The 22955-nt window shown below is 33.7% G+C and carries 23 protein-coding genes; 10 read left to right on the top strand and 13 right to left on the bottom strand.

The annotated features are described in order from the left end of the window. Positions 1-213: 213 nt before the first annotated feature. Positions 214-369, top strand: coding sequence for a hypothetical protein (locus tag C0J27_RS05710; RefSeq protein WP_162801792.1), 156 nt, complete (start codon positions 214-216; stop codon positions 367-369). A gap of 92 nt (positions 370-461) precedes the next feature. Here the strand turns inward: C0J27_RS05710 and C0J27_RS04105 are convergent, their stop codons facing one another. The 3 genes from C0J27_RS04105 to C0J27_RS04095 form a co-directional block, all read right to left on the bottom strand. Beyond that, a complete protein-coding gene (locus C0J27_RS04105; RefSeq protein WP_162801791.1) occupies positions 462-1565 on the bottom strand; it encodes a hypothetical protein in 1104 nt (367 codons plus the stop codon). Positions 1566-1578: 13 nt separating this feature from the next. Further along, on the bottom strand, positions 1579-4110 hold the full coding sequence (locus C0J27_RS04100) for an AAA family ATPase (protein WP_115585915.1): 2532 nt from the start codon (positions 4108-4110) through the stop codon (positions 1579-1581). A 425-nt stretch (positions 4111-4535) separates the two neighbouring features. Continuing rightward, the gene (locus C0J27_RS04095; protein ID WP_115585914.1) at positions 4536-6194 is read right to left on the bottom strand and encodes an ATP-dependent metallopeptidase FtsH/Yme1/Tma family protein; all 1659 of its coding nucleotides are present in this window, start codon (positions 6192-6194) and stop codon (positions 4536-4538) included. Positions 6195-6531: 337 nt separating this feature from the next. Here C0J27_RS04095 and C0J27_RS04090 point away from each other — a divergent pair, with 337 nt between their 5' ends. Next, a complete protein-coding gene (locus C0J27_RS04090) occupies positions 6532-8004 on the top strand; it encodes a hypothetical protein (protein ID WP_115585913.1) in 1473 nt (490 codons plus the stop codon). A 26-nt stretch (positions 8005-8030) separates the two neighbouring features. Here C0J27_RS04090 and C0J27_RS04085 read toward each other — a convergent pair whose 3' ends face one another. Beyond that, positions 8031-8357: a hypothetical protein gene (locus C0J27_RS04085; RefSeq protein WP_115585912.1), complete on the bottom strand. Its 327-nt coding sequence runs from the start codon at positions 8355-8357 to the stop codon at positions 8031-8033. Between the two features lie 159 nt (positions 8358-8516). Here C0J27_RS04085 and C0J27_RS04080 point away from each other — a divergent pair, with 159 nt between their 5' ends. Beyond that, positions 8517-9974, top strand: a complete 1458-nt coding sequence (locus C0J27_RS04080; RefSeq protein WP_115585911.1) for an ankyrin repeat domain-containing protein — start codon at positions 8517-8519, stop codon at positions 9972-9974. Positions 9975-10565: 591 nt separating this feature from the next. After that, on the top strand, positions 10566-11894 hold the full coding sequence (locus tag C0J27_RS04075) for a hypothetical protein (protein ID WP_115585910.1): 1329 nt from the start codon (positions 10566-10568) through the stop codon (positions 11892-11894). A 188-nt stretch (positions 11895-12082) separates the two neighbouring features. On the opposite strand, the gene C0J27_RS04070 is transcribed toward C0J27_RS04075, so the two are convergent. From C0J27_RS04070 to C0J27_RS04055, 5 genes are all read right to left on the bottom strand, one after another. Further along, positions 12083-12337 (bottom strand): hypothetical protein, encoded by a 255-nt coding sequence (locus C0J27_RS04070; RefSeq protein WP_115585909.1) that lies wholly within the window; start codon positions 12335-12337, stop codon positions 12083-12085. A gap of 164 nt (positions 12338-12501) precedes the next feature. Further along, a complete protein-coding gene (gene groL / locus C0J27_RS04065) occupies positions 12502-14148 on the bottom strand; it encodes a chaperonin GroEL (RefSeq protein WP_115585908.1) in 1647 nt (548 codons plus the stop codon). 11 nt (positions 14149-14159) lie between these two features. Continuing rightward, positions 14160-14447 (bottom strand): co-chaperone GroES, encoded by a 288-nt coding sequence (locus C0J27_RS04060; RefSeq protein WP_115585907.1) that lies wholly within the window; start codon positions 14445-14447, stop codon positions 14160-14162. 209 nt (positions 14448-14656) lie between these two features. After that, positions 14657-14821 (bottom strand): hypothetical protein, encoded by a 165-nt coding sequence (locus C0J27_RS05705; protein ID WP_162801790.1) that lies wholly within the window; start codon positions 14819-14821, stop codon positions 14657-14659. Positions 14822-14823: 2 nt separating this feature from the next. Further along, positions 14824-15222, bottom strand: a complete 399-nt coding sequence (locus C0J27_RS04055; protein ID WP_162801789.1) for a VOC family protein — start codon at positions 15220-15222, stop codon at positions 14824-14826. 165 nt (positions 15223-15387) lie between these two features. Between C0J27_RS04055 and C0J27_RS04050 the strand changes: the two genes are divergently transcribed. The 3 genes from C0J27_RS04050 to C0J27_RS04035 all read left to right on the top strand — a co-directional run bounded on the left by C0J27_RS04050 (position 15388) and on the right by C0J27_RS04035 (position 17227). Then, positions 15388-15840, top strand: coding sequence for a nucleoside triphosphate pyrophosphohydrolase (locus C0J27_RS04050; RefSeq protein ID WP_115585905.1), 453 nt, complete (start codon positions 15388-15390; stop codon positions 15838-15840). Positions 15841-16230: 390 nt separating this feature from the next. Next, a complete protein-coding gene (locus tag C0J27_RS04040; protein ID WP_115585903.1) occupies positions 16231-16695 on the top strand; it encodes a nucleoside triphosphate pyrophosphohydrolase in 465 nt (154 codons plus the stop codon). 127 nt (positions 16696-16822) lie between these two features. Further along, a complete protein-coding gene (locus C0J27_RS04035) occupies positions 16823-17227 on the top strand; it encodes a nucleoside triphosphate pyrophosphohydrolase (RefSeq protein ID WP_115585902.1) in 405 nt (134 codons plus the stop codon). A gap of 5 nt (positions 17228-17232) precedes the next feature. On the opposite strand, the gene alr is transcribed toward C0J27_RS04035, so the two are convergent. Then, complete coding sequence (alr, locus tag C0J27_RS04030; RefSeq protein WP_162801788.1) at positions 17233-18411, bottom strand: alanine racemase; 1179 nt, start codon at positions 18409-18411, stop codon at positions 17233-17235. A gap of 173 nt (positions 18412-18584) precedes the next feature. Here alr and C0J27_RS04025 point away from each other — a divergent pair, with 173 nt between their 5' ends. From C0J27_RS04025 to C0J27_RS04015, 3 genes are all read left to right on the top strand, one after another. Continuing rightward, complete coding sequence (locus C0J27_RS04025; protein WP_162801675.1) at positions 18585-18845, top strand: DUF6496 domain-containing protein; 261 nt, start codon at positions 18585-18587, stop codon at positions 18843-18845. A gap of 4 nt (positions 18846-18849) precedes the next feature. After that, the gene (locus tag C0J27_RS04020) at positions 18850-19101 is read left to right on the top strand and encodes a hypothetical protein (protein ID WP_115585899.1); all 252 of its coding nucleotides are present in this window, start codon (positions 18850-18852) and stop codon (positions 19099-19101) included. Positions 19102-19191: 90 nt separating this feature from the next. Next, entirely contained in the window at positions 19192-19584 is a 393-nt protein-coding gene (locus tag C0J27_RS04015; protein WP_115585898.1) for a hypothetical protein, read from the top strand. 67 nt (positions 19585-19651) lie between these two features. Here the strand turns inward: C0J27_RS04015 and rsmA are convergent, their stop codons facing one another. Genes rsmA through C0J27_RS04000 form a run of 3 tightly spaced genes read right to left on the bottom strand, consistent with a single transcriptional unit; the run spans position 19652 to position 22821 of the window. Further along, entirely contained in the window at positions 19652-20467 is an 816-nt protein-coding gene (gene rsmA, locus C0J27_RS04010) for a 16S rRNA (adenine(1518)-N(6)/adenine(1519)-N(6))-dimethyltransferase RsmA (RefSeq protein ID WP_115585897.1), read from the bottom strand. A gap of 6 nt (positions 20468-20473) precedes the next feature. Then, the gene (locus C0J27_RS04005) at positions 20474-21532 is read right to left on the bottom strand and encodes a rod shape-determining protein (RefSeq protein ID WP_286206270.1); all 1059 of its coding nucleotides are present in this window, start codon (positions 21530-21532) and stop codon (positions 20474-20476) included. A 29-nt stretch (positions 21533-21561) separates the two neighbouring features. Beyond that, positions 21562-22821 (bottom strand): hypothetical protein, encoded by a 1260-nt coding sequence (locus C0J27_RS04000; RefSeq protein WP_162801787.1) that lies wholly within the window; start codon positions 22819-22821, stop codon positions 21562-21564. Positions 22822-22955: the final 134 nt, after the last annotated feature.

Here is a 22955-nt window from a genome sequence, read left to right as displayed (position 1 = left end):
TACTGAGATTATTTAGAATTTTTCTTATATTTAACTTTGGTTTTTAACTCAACACATCTTATAAATTTTATGAGTACATAAAATCTAATTCTTAATTCATGCTTAGTCGTGACGATTTCACCTTACCTATTGCTAAAATATTGTATCTGCTATCTTGAATTTTCAATACTTGTATAAAAATCAATATACTACCAAATCATGTAAGGATTAAGAATGAAACAAATAATCAAATCAATAGCTCTTGTTGTTTTTGCTGCAGGAGTTGTCTACGTAGTTGCACAAAAATTTATGAACAAACAAAATGTTAAAATTCAACACGGTATACATGTAAAAGGAGCTAAAGATCCTGGAAAAGGAGTGATTCATTGATCTACAAATCGTAAAAAAATAAGTTTTTTGCTCTAAAAAAGGCTTCTTGCCTTAAAGCTTGAAGCCTCTTTAAATCTTTTGTATTGTATCAATTATTCTTTTTCAAAATAAAATTTAGGACGTTTTTTGCCACAAATTGCATACGCTTCATCTGCGGATACACAGCCTTGTTTTATGAGAAGTTGTGCTATTTTTTCAATTTTATCAGTACGTTTTTTTAAGACTGCATGTACTTTAAAATATGATGATACCATATAATTCCATAAAATTTGAGAATCAACTATTAAATTTTCATCCTCCATCTTACCTGCCTTAAGCAAATTAATACGTAACAAAGTAGTTGCCATTTCTTGAGCAAGTTCAAAATCATTTTGAACCGACATACGAGTTACCATTTCAATGTATTGATAATCAGGACGATCTTTATATTTACTTATGTCACCATATCGATTTGATCGAGGTGATGGAGAAACATTACAAAGTTGCTGACCTATGCCACCAGCTAAATAATACAGAACCGAATTTTCAATAAATTTTAAATGCTGTTCATGTGAAATATTATCAACGACTGGAACATATATAAAGCCATTGTCTATTCCATCTGATAACGAAAGAGAAACATTATACAATGCAATATCTTGATTCATTAATTCTATAACAGCTACTGCGTGAGCAGCTTGGTGATATGCTTTATCTAATAATGCTTGCTCTTGATATTCAAAATTTGCATCATGAAAATTACTTTGAAAAATCAAAGCAGCTTTTGTAAAATGCTTCATAGCAATAGGCTCTGCATGGGTGTGAGCTATATATTTTATCACATCAACAAAAACTTTACATTCTTCTAAAGGACATATCTGGATATACAATGCAATAATGCGAATATCAAAATCATCTGCAAGATTTTCATCTTTAAATTGTACGGTAAGATCATCAATAAGACGACTGAATTCAGTATCTTCTTCTTCATTTTCATCATGTACAACATCTTGCGATGCTATCTGAAATCGAAAATATTCCTTACAAAGCTCACTATAATTTTGATATAAAATATAAGAAAAAAATGATCCCGCGCCTACACCCATCGCAATCATTGCTTTTAAAGTATTGTTACTTATTCCAGCATCAATTTGCTGTACAGGCATACAAATCATACCACATACAAGCATCCACAAAGTTATTTTTTTACATTTCATGTGCATATTTTTTCTATTTTTTATTAAAAATATTTTCTTCATCATCTTTTTTAACTGGTTTTTTCTTGCCAAGCAAATCATATAATTCTTGGCCTGAAAGAGTCTCTTTTTCAAGAAGAACAGGCACAATTTTTTCTAAATCTTTTTTATTATTATTAATAATAATTTGAGCTTTTTTATACTCTTCCTCAACAATTTCAGCCGCAACATCTTCTTTTCTTTTCAGCTTATTGCCAACTTGAGCAAGTTTATCAGGTATGCCATGCATATGAATCATATCAAGAGCCATTGCATGTGCTTGTTGCAGATCATTTGATTGACCAGCGTCTTCTTGTTTTGAAATTTTTTGCTCTGCTAAATGCTCACAAAATAACATGCGAATCTCTGCTCTCTTTTTAGCACTTTGATGCATAATAGATTCTTGTAATGAAGAAGAACTGACTAAACCTAAACTATTACTACGAGGTGTAATAGAAACTTTATTTACGACGTCTTTATTTTCAGAAATAATGCCTAAAGCTCTTCCTGCCTTGCGGTATGCAATTATTTTTTTATCTTCATTGCTTAACTGATAAACAAAGAACTCTTCTCCGTTTTTCACTTTTTCTGTAGCTTGCTCTAAAATATTCATTGAAATTGATTGAGCACCATATTTCATTGCTAAACGATTTGCTTCATTAATAAGATGTGCAATATCTGCTCCTGATAAACCCTCAGTCATTTCAGCTATAAAAGGAAGATCAATGTCAGATTCAACTTTAATATCTTTCATCTTGATTTGTAACATTTCAAGCCTATCTTGCTGTGATGGATTTGAAATATGAATTTTTTGATCAAATCTTCCTGGACGAATAGCGCTTTCATCAAGAGCTTGGCGTCTATTAGTTGCACCAATAAGAATGACTGGTTTTTTATTATTTTTTAAGCCATCAACTTGTGATAAAAATTCTGCAATGGTACTATTGCGTTCATCTTGGCCACCAGAACCATCACTATCTGAACGCTTTGACAACAACGCATCAATTTCATCAATAAATATAATACATGGAGCTTGTTTACGAGCTTTTTCAAATAGTTCTCTGACGCGAGCTGCACCTGTTCCTACATATTTTTCAACAAATCCTGAGCCAGAAATACTAATAAATGGACAATTAGCCTCTCCTGCTATAGCACGAGCTAATGACGTTTTTCCATTCCCTGGAGGGCCATCTAACAATATTCCTTTTGGCGGATTAATTCCACGATTGTTATAGCTTGAAGGATTTTTTAAATAATCAATAAGTGCTTGAGCTTCATATTTAGCATGAGATAGCCCTGCAATATCCTTAAACGTTGTTGTAATATCTCCAGGATATGCAATATCAAGATTGAATGACGCATCAATCGTTGTCATCATACTTTCTTTTATGGTGTCAAAAGCTTGTGTTAGATGATGCATTTCTACAACCTTACAATCTTGTTGAACTGCAAGTAAAGCTGATTGATTAACCAAATTAGTTAATTCTGCACCAGAAAAACCTGATGTCATGTCAGCTATTTTTGCAATATCAACAGACGTTTCATGCTTTACTTTAGCTAAATTCATACCTAATAATTGCACTCTATCTTCAGTTTTTGGTTTTGTGATTTCAATATGACGATCAAAACGTCCTGGACGAATAGCTGGACGATCAATTGCATCAAGACGATTTGTTGCACCAATAACAATAATTGGGTATTTATTATCTTGTAAACCATCAACCTCTGCTAAAAATGCTGCAACGGTCTGATTTTGCTCAGTATCGCTACTATTACGCTTGGTAATTAATGCATCGATTTCATCAATAAATATAATACATGGCCCTTGTCGTCGTGCAAGAGCAAACAAATCACGAACACGTTGAGCACCAAGACCAACATACATTTCAACAAATGAAGAGCCTGCCATACTAATAAATGAACAGTTAACTTCTCCTGCAACAGCTCGTGCTAATAAAGTTTTTCCATTACCTGGACCACCATACATTAAAACACCTTTTGGAGCAGGCGCGCCGATAGCTTTATATTTTTCAGGATGTTTTAAATACTCGACAATATCTTTCATGCCTTCTTTAGCTTCATCTAAACCGGCAACATCAGAAAATTTTGTTTTTATGTCTCCAGCATTAAAAAGTTCGACTTTAACTTCTTCTTCATCAATCATTTTCCATACCATCGCTGAAACACCTGTTACAAGAGCTCCGTATCCAACATTGTACAGGATATTAAAAGCATCTTCGATTGCATCAGGAGATTGTAAGTATTGGCGATGATCTTCAGCAACAAGTAATAAGTTATCTGTAAATGTTGCTTCTCTATCTTTTTTTGGTATGTAATATGTTGTATATATATCATAAGATAAAGCGGCAATTGCAGCTCCCACTGCACTATACATGATTAACCCTGTTGTCGTTAAGTCTCCTGAACGATCATACATATCAAACATTTTTGCATCAAGCGGCTCTACTAAAAAAATCAGCCCACTTATCAAGGAAAATAATGAAATTAATTTTTTTGTTGCACTCATGAAATTAACCTTAATTTTTATTATGATTTTTAAAATCCATAGAAAAATAATAACAGATTGAAATTTTAAGACAAGTGCAACGCCTACAAACGCACAATGGGAAACAAATGTAATAATATATAAAAATAAAAATTCTACTTATACATTATTAAGTTTTGTGAGCAAAATTTTTACGAAAAAGTTTTGTTCTACGTTTTCTATAAAAACTCCGGGAATTTGCTAGCCGGTGGGCCTGAATGCACTCTTTTTTTAGATGAAAAAGCGTAAAGTAAGGGCCGCGACACCTGCTTTTAGAGATGAGCAAAGCGATATCGTAGGTTTTTATGCACATCTAAATTTAGTTCATACAACTAAGCATGTAAAAAAACAGAGGAGTTAAGATTTGATTATACTCACTCCTCTGTTTTTTTATTGTAAATAAGTTTCTACAAAGTATTAGATGGTCTTGGTAAATTAAACATGTCATAAACTTCGTACCCAGAAATTGTTCCTTTTTCTAGTAAAGCTTGTGCAAGCTGTTCAATTTCCTCTATATGAGCTATTACTAATTCTTTACATGCAACATAACAGGAATCAACAATTTTTTTAGCCTGAGCATGAATATGCGTTGTAACATTATCTGGTAATTGAGATTCAAAAGCATCATAAGAGATATAAGCTAATTCATCTGACATTCCATAGTAAGCAACCATGGTATAAGCAATTTTATAAGCTCTCATAATATCATTGGCTTTGCCTGTGTATAGACCATGTCCACATACTTCTTCTGCAATTCCGCCTGCAAGTAGCATAATAATCTGTGCTTTAAATTGCTCATCGCTGTAACCATACCATTCTCCAAGCGGCATTTGGCTGGTAATTCCTAAAGCTCCTCCTCGTGGAACAATAGAAACTTTATACAAAGGATCAACTAACTCTGGTTGATAAATCATTGCAATTGCATGACCAGCTTCATGGATCGCAGTCTTTTTAACATACAACTCATTGTAGACCATCCCGGTTGTCGCTCGTCCCATCGTAATATTTTCACGTGCAGCTTCAATGTCATCCATTTCAACAATTTTACTTGAACGATTTACGGCAATGATTGCTGCTTCATTAACTAATTGAGCTAATTGAGCCCCAGAATAACCTGAAGTGCTTGTTGCTAATAACGAGATATCAATAGTATCGCTACACTTTACATGACTCAAATGCACTTTTAAAATATCAATACGATCTTGCAGGTAAGGTAGACCAACTTCTACTTTACGATCAAATCTTCCAGGACGCACAATAGCTGGATCAAGTACATCTGCTCTATTGGTTGCAGCAATAACAATAATTGGATTTTTTACCGGATCAAAGCCATCCATTAACGTTAATAACTGTGTTAATGTTTGAGCATATTCATCACTTCCGCCTTGTGAATTTGATGATCGAGCCTTACCAATAGCATCAAATTCATCTATAAAAATAATGCATGGTGCTAACTGTTGAGCTTTATCAAAAAGATCTCGAACCCGAGCTGCTCCAATTCCCACAAATGCTTCTATAAATTCTGATGCACAAATACTTATAAATGGGCACTGAGCTTGGCCTGCTAAAGCTTTTGCTAACAATGTTTTTCCTGTACCTGGAGGACCTTGAAGCAACACCCCTTTTGGAATTTTTGCGCCAATCTCATGAAAGTCTTTGGGATTTTTTAAAAAATTTAAAATATCTTCAAAATCTTTTTTTGCATGATGGCAACCTGCAACATCTTTAAACGTTGTCGTAACTTGCCCAGCTAAATAAATTTTAGCCCGACAATTTTGAAATTTAGCCATAGCATTATTGTCATCTTTTTTTTGGTCTTTTTCATACAAAATAATGGTCGGATTCTGCTCATTTTTTTTGATATAATTTTGCACAATAGGCACCCAATACTCTTGCGTTACGTAGCTTGCTGCTGCAAGTGCAGATACTATTGATAACGTTGTCAGTGGATTATCTTGTATCTCTTGCCAATCAACTGAAATCATTCCCAAATTAATCTTGAGCGCATGCATAGGTAGTGGGAATAAACAGAATACAAATAGGAATACATGAAATCTTAAACGCATATGAATCCTTTGGCCTATACTATATAAAAATATAAAACACCTATAATATCGCTCTGCTGATCTGCAAAATATTTTTCTGTAACCTGACTATTTCAAAAAAATTTATACAACATACAACAAAATATTATATAAAAATTTGGTTACTATGGTTTACATGAGTGCAACTTTACAAGCATCGCACACCAAGAATAAAGCAATCAACTTTTATAAAACAAGAAAAATAATAGAAGCAGCCGATATCAAACTTATAATTTTTTATAAAATTGATATAGACTGGTTATCGAGATTGTATCCATAGCAATAAAAATAATGATACGCATCCACAAAGGATTCATGAATGAAAAAAATTCTATTTTTTATAACCTTGTTTTTTGCACCTGTCCTGCATGCAATTAATAACTACACCAATCAGACATTTATGTTCCCAAAAGAAATCTATGGAAGCTTTGGAATGGATCAAGCATCCTGGCATAACATTGTCTATAATAAAAAAAGTTATGGATTTGCATTACAAGCCTATCCCTATGCACAAACATCGCTTGCAAACCCAACGAACGGTTCAGAATATTTTTTATTCGATGGTCTACCCTTACTTGTTGTGCAAAGTGGTGTAGGAGCTCCTTTTAACGAAGAATCTTTTACCCGCAATATTTTGGGTGTTTGGCTTGGTATTCCTGAATCAACAGAAACATCTGCTTCTTACTCATTAACTCCAAAACAATCTCAATACGGCATAACACTTGGATTTAATCAAGATTTAAGTAAATTTTGCGATATGGCATTTTTACGAGCATTGTCATTTGGCTTTTCTTTACCTATTGTACATGTAAAAAATCAACTCGTATTTTCGGGTAATGAAGAAATTTTAAATGCTTTACAAGGTGGCAATTTTCAAGCATTTACTCCAGCAATGAATGAATCGTGGGGCAATCTTATACTTGATGATAACATTCAACAAAAAACGTCAGTTGCCGTTGTAAAATTTCAGTTCGATACAAAATACCAAAGTGAAGATGACATACAGATTGCAACAACTACGTTTGTCATGTTTCCAGGAGCAGCATCTGTTACCAACGAAACTTTATTTCAACCAATGCTTGGATACAATGGGCATATTGCTATGGGATCTGGCATCACCTTTCAATTTCCATTGTCAGTCTCTCAAGATGAAATAAGCCGTATTTGTATGTATATTGGGCTTGAAAATAAGTTTTTGTTCAGTAACAATCAAAACAGAACAGTTGAAATAGAAGGTAAACCGTATTCACGCTATTTACCATTATATGATCGATACACCGGCGATCTTGTTCCTGGAGTTAATGTCTTTACAAGAAATTGCTTAGTAGAACCTTTTAATATCATTAACTTTATCACTGGCTTTCGATTAAAATTTAAAGATTCGGTTGCTGAAATTGGTTATGAATTATGGGGAAAAGACACTGAAAAAATTACGATTAATAGTGATAATTTTTGGACAGACAACAGATATGGAATCGCAAACCTTGATGGTGACTGCGTGCTGCAAACACCTCAAACAGCAAGTCAATCTACGATAAATTATGTCGTACCCGATGTAGCAACAACAGAAAATCCGAGTGGAAATGTGTATATTAGAGCTCGAGATTTAACACTTGTAACAGGTGAAGGCCGTGCTACGATTATCAATAGAGTCTATAGTTCAATTGGTTATGGTAAAAACACTGATTATTACAGCTTTTTTGCAAATTTTGGTCTTTTTATGGAAGTGTGTCAGAACAATGCTGCACTTTCTAATTGGGGTGGATGGGTTAAAACAGGATTTACTTTTTAATAAGAAAGTAAATCCTTTCTTTATATTCAATTAACATGATAAACAAAGTCATTATCAAAATCTATGTCATCATCAACTGTATCTTTTGATTTTTCTTGTTCATCAGGAGAATCAGCGCGTTGTTTTTGCTCTTTTTTAATTTTTTCAAAATATTCTATTTCAACTTTAAGTTCATCTGACAAAGCATCTTGCAATTGATTGCTTATACCTTCATGCAATTGTAAACTACGTAAACTTTGTTGCAAACGTATTATTTGTTCATCAATATCTGCTTCATTTATTTGGTTATCTTGCATTGAATATATAACAGTGAAAAACAATATACTGAGTACAAAAAACGAACTCAACTTCATATACATTTCTTTCTGTGTAAAAAATTAATTTTATATAAAATTACAATAGCATGATATCCTAATACAATAAAAGTTTTTACTATGCTCCATGTAGCTTTAAACCTATACGACAAAGTATCTTAATCTTACAACCTACTTACTTTTTAAACTATATATACCATGCATTACAAACAACACATACGAATCATAAGCTTAGCTATACTGACACTTGCAACAGATATAACCTTAACAAGCCAAATGCATCTTACCATTGGGCAAAAAAGAAAACATGAGCATATAAAACTCGATGCAGAAATAGAGCAAGAAGAAATAACTGAATTATCCCGAGCTGAATTTATTAAACAATCTGTTAAAAAATATAGTCATCTAGATGAGGGCTTTAAACTTTTACGTATGTATTATTCACGCTCATCCATACCGACATTTCATGATTATTTAGCAGAAAAATTATACTTTGATAATTATGATGATCATGATTTTATTAATGTACATAGAAATGATTTTGGCACAGCTATAGGCACAGCAGAAGATCTTATGATAAACAAAATGAAAGATCCATTTTGCATGGCACTTGAATATGCTGTAAGAAATCATGCTGTTATTGCTGATGAACAAAATAAATTTTTTCAGTATGTTCTTAAACATCGTGGTACATTCATGCGCAATATCATTCCACTCTGGGTTAATGTTAAAAAAAATCATGATAAACCCATACTGCATCAAGCGATAAGCTGCAATAATATTGAAATGATACAATTTTTGTTAGACCTACAAGCTGATATCAATATACAAGATAAACGAGGAAATACTCCAGTTCACCGCGCTGTAATAAATAACAATAAATCTGTTATTGCACTCTTGCTTGAAAAAGGCGCCGATGTAAATATCGCGAATAACAAAAAAATTACTCCTTTACACTCAGCAGTCAAGCATAGTAAATCATCAGTAATTGTTGAATCTTTACTCAATAAAAATGCCCATGTCGATCCAATAATGGATAATGATAATGAACAAGGATTTACTCCATTATGGCAAGCTGTTAAAGATTTAAATCTCAATATAGTTAATCTATTATTATCATCTGGTGCAGATCCAAATTTAGGAAATACAACGGATTATAATTTATTATACACCACACTTAAGCGTATTGATTTTGAAGCTAGCCTAGAATATGTCGCTCAAAGCAGTGGAGAATTTATCTTAGAAAAATTATTACAAGCAGGAGCTAAGCCTAATACACAAATAGATGATGAAAATGAAACTCCATTATTTCTTGCAGCTCTAAGGAATTTACCATATTCAACAGATCTTTTATTAAAGTATCATGCAAATCCAAACCTTACAAATAATGCTCATATAACACCTTTAAATGAAGCTGTAAATTTTGGAAGTCTTGCTACGATAAAAATTTTAATACAAAACAAAACTACTGATCTTAATATTTGTGGTATCGATGATTACGGAACAGCATTACATACTGCTGTAAAAAAAAATTATAAAGAAATTGTAAAATTATTATTAGATGCAGGAGCTGATAAAACAATTGTTGATGTAACTGATCAATTAACTCCACTTGAATTAGCTGAAACAGAAGAGATGCGAGCTTTATTTAGATAATGATAAAGTCTTATAAAAAGAGCGACTTGAAATAACTTCAAGTCGCTCTTTTATTTTTTTAAATATTACGATTTCTATACTATATTTTTTTGATCTTTGCACCCAATATCTCTTTTATAGCAAACATAGTCTTTTTCTATAAAGAAACTAGATTGAGTGAACCAAATTTTTACTATAGAGTTTTGCCCTGCGTTTTCTATGAAAACTTCGGGGGTCGGGAGGCAGGTGGGCCTGATGCACTCTTTTTAAATCTTAGCCAGGTTTAATTTCTCAAAGTTTGCTTCGTTTTTTGCATAGATTGACGTAGTTTTTCATTAAAAAAACGTAATGTGGCCTTCGTCACCAATAATTCAGGAAATGGGCAAAGCGATATAAAAGGCTTGTACTTTAATTTTTAAATTTGCTCTCACAGCCTGACACCATTACTTCTAAAACCAGACATTTCATTCTCTTTTTGCAATTTAAAAACACGCTACAAATAACTTTTAATTACAGCAAAAGCGTAAAAACTATTTACTTACCATGGATGTATTTTTTATAGTTAATCTAAAATATAATATAAATTTTATTATTTACATGAAAAAATTAAAAATGAAAAATTTTAAAATAGCAGTATGTATTGCACTTACGTTAGGCTTGCATCAACAGATTAATTCACTACCTGACGTTGATGTAAAATCAAAAGAAGTGGGAGTAAAAGAAGTAAATAAACCTGGATCCAAACAACAAGAGCCATCGGCAGAGGAAAAAAATTTAATAAACCAAGATAGTTTAAAAAATAAAGATAACAGTTCAAAAAATGGTATAAAAAAGACGCAAACTCAAGAAGCTAATCCAGCACAAAGCGGTATAAATTTAGGACAAGATAGTCAGGCTTCTTCTCCAATTGATACAACAGCTACAAAAAAAACAGGCCTAGCAGGCAAAATGAATTATGTATACAAAAGAGGCAAAGAAGGAATGCAAGCTGTTTCAAAAACTGCTTCTAATGCAGTATCTACCGTAAGCAATGCATTTTCATTTGCAAAACCAGAAGCAGATAATACTTCTTCTCAAGCAACAAGTATATCCGCATCAGAAGCAACGAAAACAACATCTAATTTATTTCCATCATCAGAAACAACAGGAGCAATAAAAGGTAAAGATGCTGATTCAACAACTGTATCTAATCAACAAGATTCTACTACAGCGCCAGATTCAAATCCAATAGATAATTTTGTTGGTCAGACTTTAGATATGTTAAATATCCCTAAAGATTCATTAAATGGTGAAATAGAAGCTAACAATTATGACCCTTCTAATATAAAAAAATATAAGTCTGATGGTCCAATCATGACAAAATCAGTATTAAAAGATGGTTCAGAAGTTAGAATATATTTCGACAAAAATAATAAACCTATATCAACAAATATAACTAATCCTGCAAATCCAAGAGCAAATAGCGATATACAATATAATTCAGATGGTACAATAACTGTAAAGTCTAAAGATGGATCAAATAAAATCTTTAAAGATGCAGAACAATTTAAACAAAAATTTAAACAAAAATTTTTAACTGACAGTGAAGAGCAAAGTTTATCAATTAGTAGATCAGCTGCTAAAGACAAAGGAATATTAGATGCAAATGATAATATCATAAATACTTTTAAAAAACCGGGTAGTATAGTAATAGATCAGTCAAAACCTGAAAGAGGTGATTTCAAAAATAGCAACCAAATAATAACTGATTTAAGTGATGGCACAAGACTTATAACAACGTATGATAGCAATGGAAAAGCTGCGTTCACAACAAAATATGACATGAATAAGCAAAAAGCAATAAGTCTAATATCTTATAAACCGTCACAAAATGTAGCCATAGAAGAAGTTCTTGGCAAAAATGGAATGACTACAAGTACAAATACTATAAGTTTAGATTGATCAATATATAATCAAAATGGTACATTTGTTAAAAATAACAAAAAAATTAATGAAAGCTCATCTTTAACTCAAGATAATCAGCAGACAACATCTAAAACAAATCTATTTGCATAAAAGAATCGGGGATGAAAAACTGCCTATCGCACTTTCTTATCCCCGATAATAATTTAATCTGTGTAGCTGCTCAATTATTTTTTAAGTTGTTTTTTTGCTTGTTGGTATGCATGCATCTGTTCATGTAATGTATGTATTTCATCCATAATTGCAGTTTCATGTTCATCTCTTTCTTGATTACCTATATCAAATTCATTCAGTTCATTAAGCTCTTGATGTAACTCTTCTATGCGCTTTTGAATACTGAGATATTCTTGCGAATCATCCATAGATGAAAGGCTACCAATAAAAAATAATCCACTTAATAACATAATGCATATTTTTTTCATATGAGACCCTTGCGTTTGAATATAGTACCAATTTTGGATAAAACTATACAAAAAAAAGATCCTGCTAGCAACTATAAGCCTTGCTTGTATCATTATCAAGAGCACTAAAAAAGCGACTTGAAGTTATTTCAAGTCGCTCTTTTTATTTTTTAATCTTATACAGATTACATCATTCCAGGCATACCACCCATACCACCACCCATTGGCGGCATTGATAATTCTTTTTTCGTATCTGATGGAATATCAGCAATCACCGCTTCTGTTGTTAACAATAACCCTGCAATTGATGCAGCATTTTGCAACGCACAACGAGTTACTTTGACTGGATCAATAATCCCTGCTTCAACTAAGTTGCAATACACACCTAATTTTGCATCAAAGCCAAATGACCCTGATCCTTCTTGGCGAATACGTTCTACAATAATTGATGGCTCAAAACCAGCATTTGCAGCGATTGTACGTAACGGCTCTTCAATCGCACGACGAACAATTTGCATACCAAGTTTTTCATCGCCTACAAGTTGTAAGTAGTTTAATGATGCTTGAGCATGTAACAATGCACAGCCACCACCAGCAACAATGCCTTCTTCAACTGCTGCACGTGTCGCACTTAAAGCATCTTCAATACGATCTTTAATCTCTTTCATTTCAGTTTCTGTTGCTGCACCAACTTTAATGACCGCAACGCCGCCAGCTAATTTAGCCAAGCGTTCTACCAGTTTTTCTTGATCATAGTCAGAGCTTGTATTTTCAAGTTGAGCACGAATTTGCATCACGCGACCTGCAACAACTGCTGCATCGCCAGAACCTTGCACAATAATGGTATCTTCTTTGGTGATAATTACTTTTTTTGCATGTCCAAGATCTTGGTCCATAATCGTATCAAGCGCCATGCCAGCATCTTCAGATATAACCGTTGCGCCTGTTACCGCTGCGATATCTTCAAGCATTGCTTTGCGACGGTCGCCAAATCCAGGAGATTTAACTGCTGCAACTTTTAACGTCCCACGAATTTTGTTCACGACTAATGTTGCTAACGCTTCGCCTTCGATATCTTCTGCAATAATCAAAAGACTTCTACCAGACTTAGCTGCTGACTCAAGTGTTGCAACAATCGACTTCATGTTTGCAATTTTTTTGTCATATAACAAAATCATTGGATCATGTAAGACAACTTCCATTTTTTCTGAATCTGTCACAAAGTATGGAGAAAGGTACCCACGATCAAATTGCATACCTTTTACAACAATCAATTCGCTTTCCATACCTTTAGCTTCTTCAACCGTAATCACGCCATCTTGGCCAACTTGTTCCATTGCGTCTGCAATTTGTTGTCCAATTTGTGCATCAGAGTTTGCTGAAATTGTTGCAATCTGTTCGATTTCTTTTTTGCTGGTAACTTGTTTTGCAACTGCTTGTAATGCTTCAACAATTTTTGCCACTGCTTTATCGATGCCACGCTTTAATTCCATTGGATTAGCGCCAGCAGTAACGTATTTGTTACCTTCGTTAAAAATAGATTGCGCAAGAACTGTTGCTGTTGTTGTTCCATCACCTGCAACTTCTGCAGTCTTTGAAGCAACTTCACGAACCATTTGTGCGCCCATGTTTTCTAAGTTATCTTGCAATTCGATTTCTTTTGCAACCGTAACACCATCTTTAGTAATTAAAGGTGCTCCAAATGAACGTTCAAATGCAACGTTACGACCTTTTGGCCCAAGCGTTACTTTTACAGTATTTGCTAAAATGTCAACGCCACGTAATATTTTTGTACGAGCTTCTTGCCCGAATAGAATTTTTTTAGCTGCCATGTACTGATCCCTTATCTTTCAACAATCCCTAAAATATCTTCTTCTTTTAAAATCATAAATTTATCGCCAGCTGGTACTCCTGAAAATTTTCCAAAGAATACAACGTCGCCAACCTGCACTTGCATAGGAATTAAGATACTGTTTGCAGATAATTTGCCTGGTCCAACGGCAAGAACTGTCGCTGTTTGTGTTTTTTCTTTTGCTGAATCTGGAATAAATATACCGCCTTGAGTTCTCTCATTTTTTTCAATAAGCTCAACCCAGACGTGATTGCCTAGTGGACGCAATTTTTGAAACATATGATCTCCTCATAAAAATAAAAAATGTGGTAAATTATATATAAAAATGATCGACATAGATGTAAAAATAGGTAAGACACCTATTAAAAATAGTATATCTTACCTTAGTAAAAACTCAAATATTTGACAGAAGCTGACTCAGATTTTTATATTGAGAAGAAATAAAAAAAGCTTTCTGTTACAACAAAAAATGATCGTTGCCAAAACTCTTAATTATCTTCCTCACAACAACAATCTTGGCATGCAAAAACTTCAGCATCATTCATAAAATCATCACAAATACAAAGACCTTGGCAATTACATGCTACAGGCGCATCACATGCATTTTCATTACAACGTGCATCTTCAGTTTTCATATTTCTATCATTCATCATACTTACTCCGTTTTTACTGTTTCTTTCACAAGATCTTTTAATTTTTCTGGCGTTGCTTGATATAAATCTAAAATATTACCGCCATTGTCTTTAAAACCAACCATGATTCCATGAGGTGCTACAACAGGCTCATTTAAAAAAGTTACGCTATCTTTTAAAGAAGCGTACAGCTCTAATAAATCTTCTTGCACTTCAAGAACAATTCCAGTTCTAATATTATCCTGAACTTCAGAAATAGGACATAATCCAAATTTTACGCAACCTAAATCAAATTCTGCCCATTTATTTTCAAGATGAAAAACTAATGGAAGTTTAAGAATGTCTTTATAAAAATCTACAGCACTTTTTAAATCATGCTGCATAACAATGACCATTCCAACTCTTATTCGACCATGTTCCATACGATAACTCCGCAGATGAAATATTTAATATTTATATAACAAATGTAACATAGAGGAAAAATTGTTAAAGTTTAAATAAAAAAACAATTGGAATGCATTGATTTTGATTACCAAATTTTAGTACAATCATTTCACAGTGAATTTTTTTAAAAAAAAGGAATAGTTATGGCAATGCGCAAATTCTATCAAAACAAGCTTTGGAGAAGCAAGCTTATTGAACTCAGAGAAAAAGCAGGCGCAATTGTGCACGTTGTGCCACTTGCTCATGCTGAATACAAAGAAGAGATTAATTTAAAATTAGTTGAAGAAGCTAATGAAGTATACGAAGCGACAACTCATGCTGAAATGGTTGATGAAATCGCTGATATTTACGAAGCTATCGAATGTATTCTTGATATTCATGGCATCACAAAAGAAGAAGTTTTAAAACATAAAGAAGCTAAATTGCTCCAGTATGGTTCTTACACAGATCATAAATTAGTTGATTATGTAGAGTACCCTGCTGAAAGTAAAGAAGCTCAGGATTGTTTAGCAAATCCTGAACGCTACCCAGAATTATTTGAAGAAGATTTTGAAGATGGTGATGAATGTGATACAGAATCAGATGCATGCTGTTAATCAATTTTGAATTTTTTATAATTTAGTCAATAAAAGAGTCTTGGTTTTTTGCCAAGACTCTTTTATTTTTAAGCCTAGGCTGTGTGAACCAAATTCAAAATAATTATACCATCCTCCAATATCGCTGCGCTCATTTCCGGAAACATGGGTAGCGGCGGCCACTATACGCTTTCTTAGTTGAAAAAAGAGTGCATCAGGCCCACCGACCCCCGAAGTTTTCATAGAAAACGCAGGGCAAAACTCTATAGTAAAAATTTGGTTCACTCAACCTAAGTAGTCTCAACCAAATTTTTATAATAAAACTAAAAATAAGAAAAAATTTTTATTATCCAGAGTTTTTAGTAGGCTTAGATATACAAGAAAAATATTTTAAATAAAAAAGGAATACCTATGGTTATGCGTAAATTTTACCAAAACAAGTTATGGAGAAGCAAACTTGCTGATCAACGCGAACAAGACGGTGCAATTGTTCACTTAATTCCATTAACAGATGCTGAATACGGCGATGAATTAGCTCTTAAATTAATTGAAGAAGCTGACGAAGTATACGAAGCTGAATCTATGGATGTTATGAAAGAAGAAATCGTTGATATTCTTGAAGCTATTGACTGTCTTTTAGCCTTACACAACATTTCTCATGATGAAATTGCAGCGCTTAAAGAAAAAAAGTTGCTCGAATTTGGTAGCTACACAAACCGTAATCTTGTTGAATACGTTGAGTATCCAGATGGAAGCAAAGAAGCTTTAGAATGCTTAGAAAAATCAGAAAAATATCCTGAACTTTTTGAAGATGAAAATCAAACATTAACAACAGAAGATGCATGTTGCTCTGATGATGAAGAGTGTTCAATATAAATTGACTCAAAGGCCTTGGTGTAACATCAAGGCCTTTTTCTATCTATAATCTTGTATTACACAGGCAATTTAATTATTCTTGTTTTCAAAAAATACAAAACGATGTCAATCGTTACAAGGAATCAGGATGAAGCGACGAAAATTTTCTCTTAACAAATTATGGCGAGATAAAGCCCCTGCAAACATGCAAGCTCAAGGAGCTATCATTCATCTTAAAATTCTTGATGACAACGAGTATAAACATCAACTTGGTCTCAAGCTCATCGAGGAGGCAAACGAAGTATCTACAGCTGAAAACATCGATGATCTGACCAGTGAACTTGCTGATATTTTAGAAGTGGTAAAATGTATTGCACAAGCTCATGCTATCTCAATGGCAGCTATTACCAAACGGCAAGCAGAAAAAATTGAAGAACGTGGAAGTTTTTTAGAAAGAAAATTTGTCACCGTTGCGGAATATTTACCGGGTAGCTTTGGTGAAAATTATGCATTACATGACTTAGAGCGCCATCCAGAAATTATTGAAGATTAATATCTTTATAAACTTGTATGCTCATAAGTTTTTTCTTTACGATATATAAACTGCAATGCATGATCAGTAGATTCTATATACTGTTTGCTAATGCGTGAATTGAGTAATACTAAAAATTCATATGGACTACCACCATATAAATCAACAAGACTATTAATTGTAATTTCTTGATCCCCAGATGTACCAATTAATACAACTTCATCACCGCAATAGGCTTGATGATTTCCAATATTGATCATCATCTGATCCATACAAATATTACCAATAATTGGATGTTTTATACCTTGCATAAGAACATGTCCTTTATTTGAAAGCGATCGCGGATACCCATCACCGTAACCAACTGGCAATGTGACCACCCGAGTATCTTTATCTGTTCTCCACGTCAAGCCGTAGCTTAATGCTTGATCTTTGAGCAAAACCTTAAAAAAAACAATCCGAGCATATAATGACAATACTGGTTGTAATGGCATATATTTACTCATCCAAGAACTTGGATAGACTCCATACAACATAATGCCTGGACGCACTATATCAAAATATGATTCTGGTAACTGCATAATTGCACCTGAATTTGCAATATGCCGTAAGGGCATTGGCAACCCATGACGAGTAAAAAATTCTGTTGCTTGTTTAAATCTACTGCATTGTTCACGCATGTAAGCAACATCTTGCGGTGCGCAGCTATCAGCAGTTGCAAAATGTGATGCTACACCAACAATTTCAATCCATGGTAAAGAAATTGCAGTAAGAAAAAATTGCTCTGCATTGGTATAACGAACGCCAATTCGCCCAAGGCCGGTATCAATTTTAAGATGAACACAAGCCTTTTTGCCATACTTAGTTGCGCACGCATCAATTGCTATAAGTTTATCAATCGATGAAGCCATAATTTCGATATCATATTCTAAAAACAGCGGGATCTGTTCTTGCATCACCCCGCCAAGAACTAAAATTGGAACAGTAATTCCTGCTAAACGCAGCTCAATAGCCTCTTGAATAAATGCAACTCCAAAGTAAGTTACACCTTGATGCTGCAAAAATCGTGAACATGCAACAAGTCCATGCCCGTATGCATTTGCTTTGACAATTGCCATGACACGTGCAGACCCAACTGCATCTTGAATTGCTAAAAAATTTGATGCAAGAGCATCTAAATTAATAATGCTATGTCGAGATTCCATGAACAATCCTGCACCTATGAAGAACTTTATTGAAATATGCATCTACTCATAAAAGTATAATCGAATCCCATTTATTAAGAATAAAATTCTTACAATCTCTTACTTTTCTATATGAAACTTTATTATAATAAAATAAATCAATAGTAATCAAGCTATCGTAGGAGAATATGATTATGGTGAAAAAACGAATAAAAAAATGTGAATCTTGTAGTTTAACAGCAAGCAAACTCAATACATGTATGACATGCGGACAAGAAAAAACTATGCAGGCAAAAGTTGCAGTCGTCATGAAAGAATTTAAAGAACATTCTTTACACTCACGATCAAAAACAGGTCCTCTTGTAACTAATCCAAAACAAGCTATTGCTATTGCGTTAAGTGAAGGTCGCAAAGCTGCAGGCGTACCACAAATTAGAATAAAAAAAGCGAAATAAACTCATGAACATCTATCCTATAATTTTTGCCATGCTTTATTTCTATTCATTCCCCGTAATGATGCATAAACAATGCGCAAACCTTGATTCGTGTCAAGCTATTGAAAAATGTATTTTTATAAAAAAAGATAGCATGCTCAATCAAGATGCAGTCGATGAACAAGAGAACTTAACTACGTTTCTTTATAACATTGAAAATAAATTTAAAGAAATGAATTGTCATCATCATGAATCTTTTGATGACGATACGGTGTAAAAATTTCATATTCATAAAAAACATCTTCTGGTATTCTATTGTAAAATTATATTTTTATAAAAATAGATTACATTTACGATAAAGGTTTTTATGAATTTTCTACAATTATTTGTTTTAGTTGCTTCGTTAAACCCTACAAAAAAAACAAATTTTATTTTAGTTCCAGATTCTAGTATCCAAACGATTCCAAAAAATGATCTTGCATGCCAATATTACAGAGATACTCTCTACCAAAAATCAGGAAATCTTGCAGGAAATCATGCCGAAGAAGAAATTGTAAGTATTATAGAAAGCTTTGAGAAAAAAGATTGTCATAACAACCCAACCATACCTACAATCGATAAAGGGTTAATCAACAACCTACGACAGAATCTAAAAAACGATCATACTATAACTACTTCGGTTGACCAAAATACAGTATCTTTTCTCCAGATAAAGCTCAATATTATTATGCTGCATGCAAAAAATAATTCACAAAGCTGATAGTTTTCAAAAAATAAAGAAGGTAGCCTGTTTATAGGCTACCTTCTTTATTTTTTCTATTTTCAACTTATTTAGTTTGCAAAACATTCCAAATGTTTAAAAAATCTTGCATTGATAACTCTTGAGCACGTTTTTGTAAGAGCTCAGGTGTAAATGGTTGGATGCCATAGCGTGATTGCTGTAAGTTGTTTTTCAACGTCCGACGCGGTTGCAAAAAACACATCTTAATAAATTTCCAAAAACCTTCTTCATCAACAATCGTTACTGGATTTTCATTTGTTTTAAAATACAACAAACGAGAATCAACTTTTGGCGGCGGAAAGAACGCTGTTGGTGGAACTTTATCCATTAATTGCCAATCAAAATAGTGTTGAAAAAATAGTGATGGATATCCGTACCCACGTCCAGATTTTTTCAAAATTTTTTGAGCAACTTCCTCTTGAATCATAATCACCCCTTCTTTTACAACAGCCGATGACTTTTGTAAAAGATGCAAAATAGGAAACGTGATACAATAGGGTAAGTTGGCAAGTAATATCCATTTTTCGCCCGCAAACAGTTCATTAAGATTTACATCTAGAATATTAATCTGACTGACTTGCACTCGAGCATCAGATGCTAAATCATTGGTAACCAAAGCTGCCCACTCAGGATCAATCTCAAAGACACGTAATTTATTCAACAGTGGTTGTTGCGCAATTGCTTTTGTCAAAACACCTTCTCCACATCCAATTTCAAAAACGTTAGTTCCTGCAACGAATGGAATTTTGTTCACCACTTGATCTACAAAAAAATGATCTTGTAAAAAATGTTGCCCAAACTGTTTCTTGAGTAAAATACCCTGTTTTTCTGGTTTTTGTCGCATTGGTTTTTTATTCTGCATATTTCATTAATCCATTAACGCTTCTTTAAAGAATTCAATTCTTTCTAAGACTTTACCAGCACCTTTAACAACGCATAGTAATGGGTCTTCTGCTACTTTAACTGGTAAGCCAGTATGTTTTGCAAGTAATCTGTCAAGTCCATTGAGCAACGAACCTCCTCCAGCCATAACAATACCACGATCAACAAGATCTGAAGCTAGTTCTGGTGGTGTGTTTTCAAGAGCAACATGCACAACATCAACGATGCTTGCGATAGTTTCAAGTAAAGCTTCATTAACTTCTGCACTTGATAACGAGATTGTTTTAGGAACACCCGTAATTAAATCTCTGCCTTTAACGTCCATTGCTGTATGATTGCCATCAAGCATCACCGTACCAATAGTCATTTTAATTTTTTCAGCAGTACTTTCGCCAATCAATAAATTGTATTTACGTTTAACGTATTGAACGATAGAACGATCCATCTCATCACCACCAACACGAATAGATCTGCAAAAAACAGCTCCACTTAAGGTAATAATTGCAACTTCAGTTGTTCCACCACCAATATCAATAACCATGCTACAAAATGGTTCATGAACTTGTAAGCCTGCTCCAATAGCTGCTGCCATCGGCTCAATAATAGTCATTGGCTTGTCACGAGCACCTGCTTGTTTTGCAGAGTCAATAACTGCACGACGTTCAACCTGTGTAATTCCTGATGGAACTGCAATAATCATACGAGGAGCAATCAATGTTCTTCTATTATCATGCACTTTGCGAATAAAATAACGAAGCATTGCTTCTGTTAATTCAAAATCAGCAATAACTCCATCTCGTAATGGACGGCAAGCTGTTATAGATTCTGGAGTTTTTCCAAGCATCTCTTTTGCAGCTCTTCCCGCAGCTAAAACTTTTCCTGTTTTAGCTTTAACTGCAACTACTGATGGTTCATTAAGCACAATGCCTTTGTTTCTAACATACACCAAAGTATTTGCCGTTCCCAAATCTATGGCAATATCATTAGAAAAAAAACTAAATATTTTTTTTGCAGGTAAAAACCTTGAAAACATTGTTTTATTCATAATCGATTATCTTTTACGTAGTAAGAATATTAAAAATCAACTGTCAATCCAAGCGTAATTCTCGCGGTCTTTGCTGAACCTCGAGCACCTAAAAGGCTCAATGGTAAATCTAAACTTAAGGTAACCAATGGTTTATACGACCATGGTTGTCCAAAACTTAAATCGTACAAACCTTCTACGGTAACATATTCTGAGACCCAAGAACTATTTGCAAGCATGTTGGTAAAATTTGCTGCTGGAGTTTTAACTTCTCTTTCGTCAGTAAAACTATCTGCTAAATGAGCAACAACCGTATACTGAACCATTGCTCCAAGACCTTCACGAATGTCTTCTAATGCAAAATATGGCGCAAACATAAAAGTTGTACCTGGATTAACATTCAGATTTCCTATAACCGGAGCAAAGAGAGCGCTTTCATCTGCAATAGGAATTCTACTGAGAACAGTTCTTGCAAATCTTTTTTGAACTCGAGCGACAATACCAAGTTTCCAATCTTCTTTTAATTCAAATTCAAGATCTGGCGCTATATACCAACCCCAAAAACCATTTCCACCAAACGGTACTGATGCAATAGAATACAATGATTCTTGTACACCAGTTGGTATTAATAAACCAACCGCAACGCTTGTATCCATTTTTCGGCAGTAAAAAATATATTCTCGCACATCAAAAAAACGAATAAATAAATCAACGTCGCCTACGCCTGTTTCAATAATATATCCATTTTGAGTGCCCACAATAGCTTCAAAATCTTGTGTTAATTGTGTTAGACGAGCTTGGTTTCCCGGTGCTGCTAAATTAAGTTGTTTTATTGTAGTTGGAGCAGGAAGAATATTTGCCTGAGACATCAGACGCAAAAACAAAAAAGTTCCTCCAATTCCAAAGTGTTTGGTTAAAGGAACATACCCAGCAAATGATATCCCCTGACCTTGAAATGATCCTGGCATCAACATAGGAAAGTCGTTAACGTTTCGCCAATCAGATGGAATAGGATTTTCTTTACCATCCATTTCTAGTGCAATTCCTAGTTGATAATAGTCAAGTTCACCTTGCAGATCAGGAAAGCCTGTTTCTTGATCAATTTGACGAACGCCAGGTTTAATTTTCCATGAAGATGTACCTGTGATAAAAAAAGGATCAACTTTTAAGCATCCATGTTGATGATCTGTTCCATTGTAAGGATGATTAAACCATGGAAAATAACGATTATCTGTGACCATAGAATAGATCGACGTTGGAACACAAATCAGTACTAAAAATAGTATATAATAACGTTGGAATAATTTCACAATCAAATTCCCCTACTCTTGAAAAATATCAATAGCTTTAAAAAAAATTATAATCTATAAAAGGTGTCTTTATTTTAAACTATTTTTATGCATTTGAAAAATTAAAAGATGAAACGTAAAAACTATTTTAACTT

The sequence above is a fragment of the Candidatus Chromulinivorax destructor genome (assembly GCF_003366055.1).
GTDB lineage: Bacteria > Babelota > Babeliae > Babelales > Chromulinivoraceae > Chromulinivorax > Chromulinivorax destructor.
Note: the sequence above shows the minus strand (reverse complement) of the source record. Positions and strands in the feature narration are given on the sequence as shown.

Bases quoted from the DNA above. Each gene is read 5' to 3' on its own strand.
- C0J27_RS05710 (WP_162801792.1), top strand. From the start codon at position 214: ATGAAACAAATAATCAAATCAATAGCTCTTGTTGTTTTTGCTGCAGGA.
- C0J27_RS04105 (WP_162801791.1), bottom strand. From the start codon at position 1,565: ATGAAATGTAAAAAAATAACTTTGTGGATGCTTGTATGTGGTATGATT.
- C0J27_RS04100 (WP_115585915.1), bottom strand. From the start codon at position 4,110: ATGAGTGCAACAAAAAAATTAATTTCATTATTTTCCTTGATAAGTGGG.
- C0J27_RS04095 (WP_115585914.1), bottom strand. From the start codon at position 6,194: ATGCGTTTAAGATTTCATGTATTCCTATTTGTATTCTGTTTATTCCCA.
- C0J27_RS04090 (WP_115585913.1), top strand. From the start codon at position 6,532: ATGAAAAAAATTCTATTTTTTATAACCTTGTTTTTTGCACCTGTCCTG.
- C0J27_RS04085 (WP_115585912.1), bottom strand. From the start codon at position 8,357: ATGAAGTTGAGTTCGTTTTTTGTACTCAGTATATTGTTTTTCACTGTT.
- C0J27_RS04080 (WP_115585911.1), top strand. From the start codon at position 8,517: ATGCATTACAAACAACACATACGAATCATAAGCTTAGCTATACTGACA.
- C0J27_RS04075 (WP_115585910.1), top strand. From the start codon at position 10,566: ATGAAAAATTTTAAAATAGCAGTATGTATTGCACTTACGTTAGGCTTG.
- C0J27_RS04070 (WP_115585909.1), bottom strand. From the start codon at position 12,337: ATGAAAAAAATATGCATTATGTTATTAAGTGGATTATTTTTTATTGGT.
- groL (WP_115585908.1), bottom strand. From the start codon at position 14,148: ATGGCAGCTAAAAAAATTCTATTCGGGCAAGAAGCTCGTACAAAAATA.
- C0J27_RS04060 (WP_115585907.1), bottom strand. From the start codon at position 14,447: ATGTTTCAAAAATTGCGTCCACTAGGCAATCACGTCTGGGTTGAGCTT.
- C0J27_RS05705 (WP_162801790.1), bottom strand. From the start codon at position 14,821: ATGATGAATGATAGAAATATGAAAACTGAAGATGCACGTTGTAATGAA.
- C0J27_RS04055 (WP_162801789.1), bottom strand. From the start codon at position 15,222: ATGGAACATGGTCGAATAAGAGTTGGAATGGTCATTGTTATGCAGCAT.
- C0J27_RS04050 (WP_115585905.1), top strand. From the start codon at position 15,388: ATGGCAATGCGCAAATTCTATCAAAACAAGCTTTGGAGAAGCAAGCTT.
- C0J27_RS04040 (WP_115585903.1), top strand. From the start codon at position 16,231: ATGGTTATGCGTAAATTTTACCAAAACAAGTTATGGAGAAGCAAACTT.
- C0J27_RS04035 (WP_115585902.1), top strand. From the start codon at position 16,823: ATGAAGCGACGAAAATTTTCTCTTAACAAATTATGGCGAGATAAAGCC.
- alr (WP_162801788.1), bottom strand. From the start codon at position 18,411: ATGGAATCTCGACATAGCATTATTAATTTAGATGCTCTTGCATCAAAT.
- C0J27_RS04025 (WP_162801675.1), top strand. From the start codon at position 18,585: ATGGTGAAAAAACGAATAAAAAAATGTGAATCTTGTAGTTTAACAGCA.
- C0J27_RS04020 (WP_115585899.1), top strand. From the start codon at position 18,850: ATGAACATCTATCCTATAATTTTTGCCATGCTTTATTTCTATTCATTC.
- C0J27_RS04015 (WP_115585898.1), top strand. From the start codon at position 19,192: ATGAATTTTCTACAATTATTTGTTTTAGTTGCTTCGTTAAACCCTACA.
- rsmA (WP_115585897.1), bottom strand. From the start codon at position 20,467: ATGCAGAATAAAAAACCAATGCGACAAAAACCAGAAAAACAGGGTATT.
- C0J27_RS04005 (WP_286206270.1), bottom strand. From the start codon at position 21,532: ATGAATAAAACAATGTTTTCAAGGTTTTTACCTGCAAAAAAAATATTT.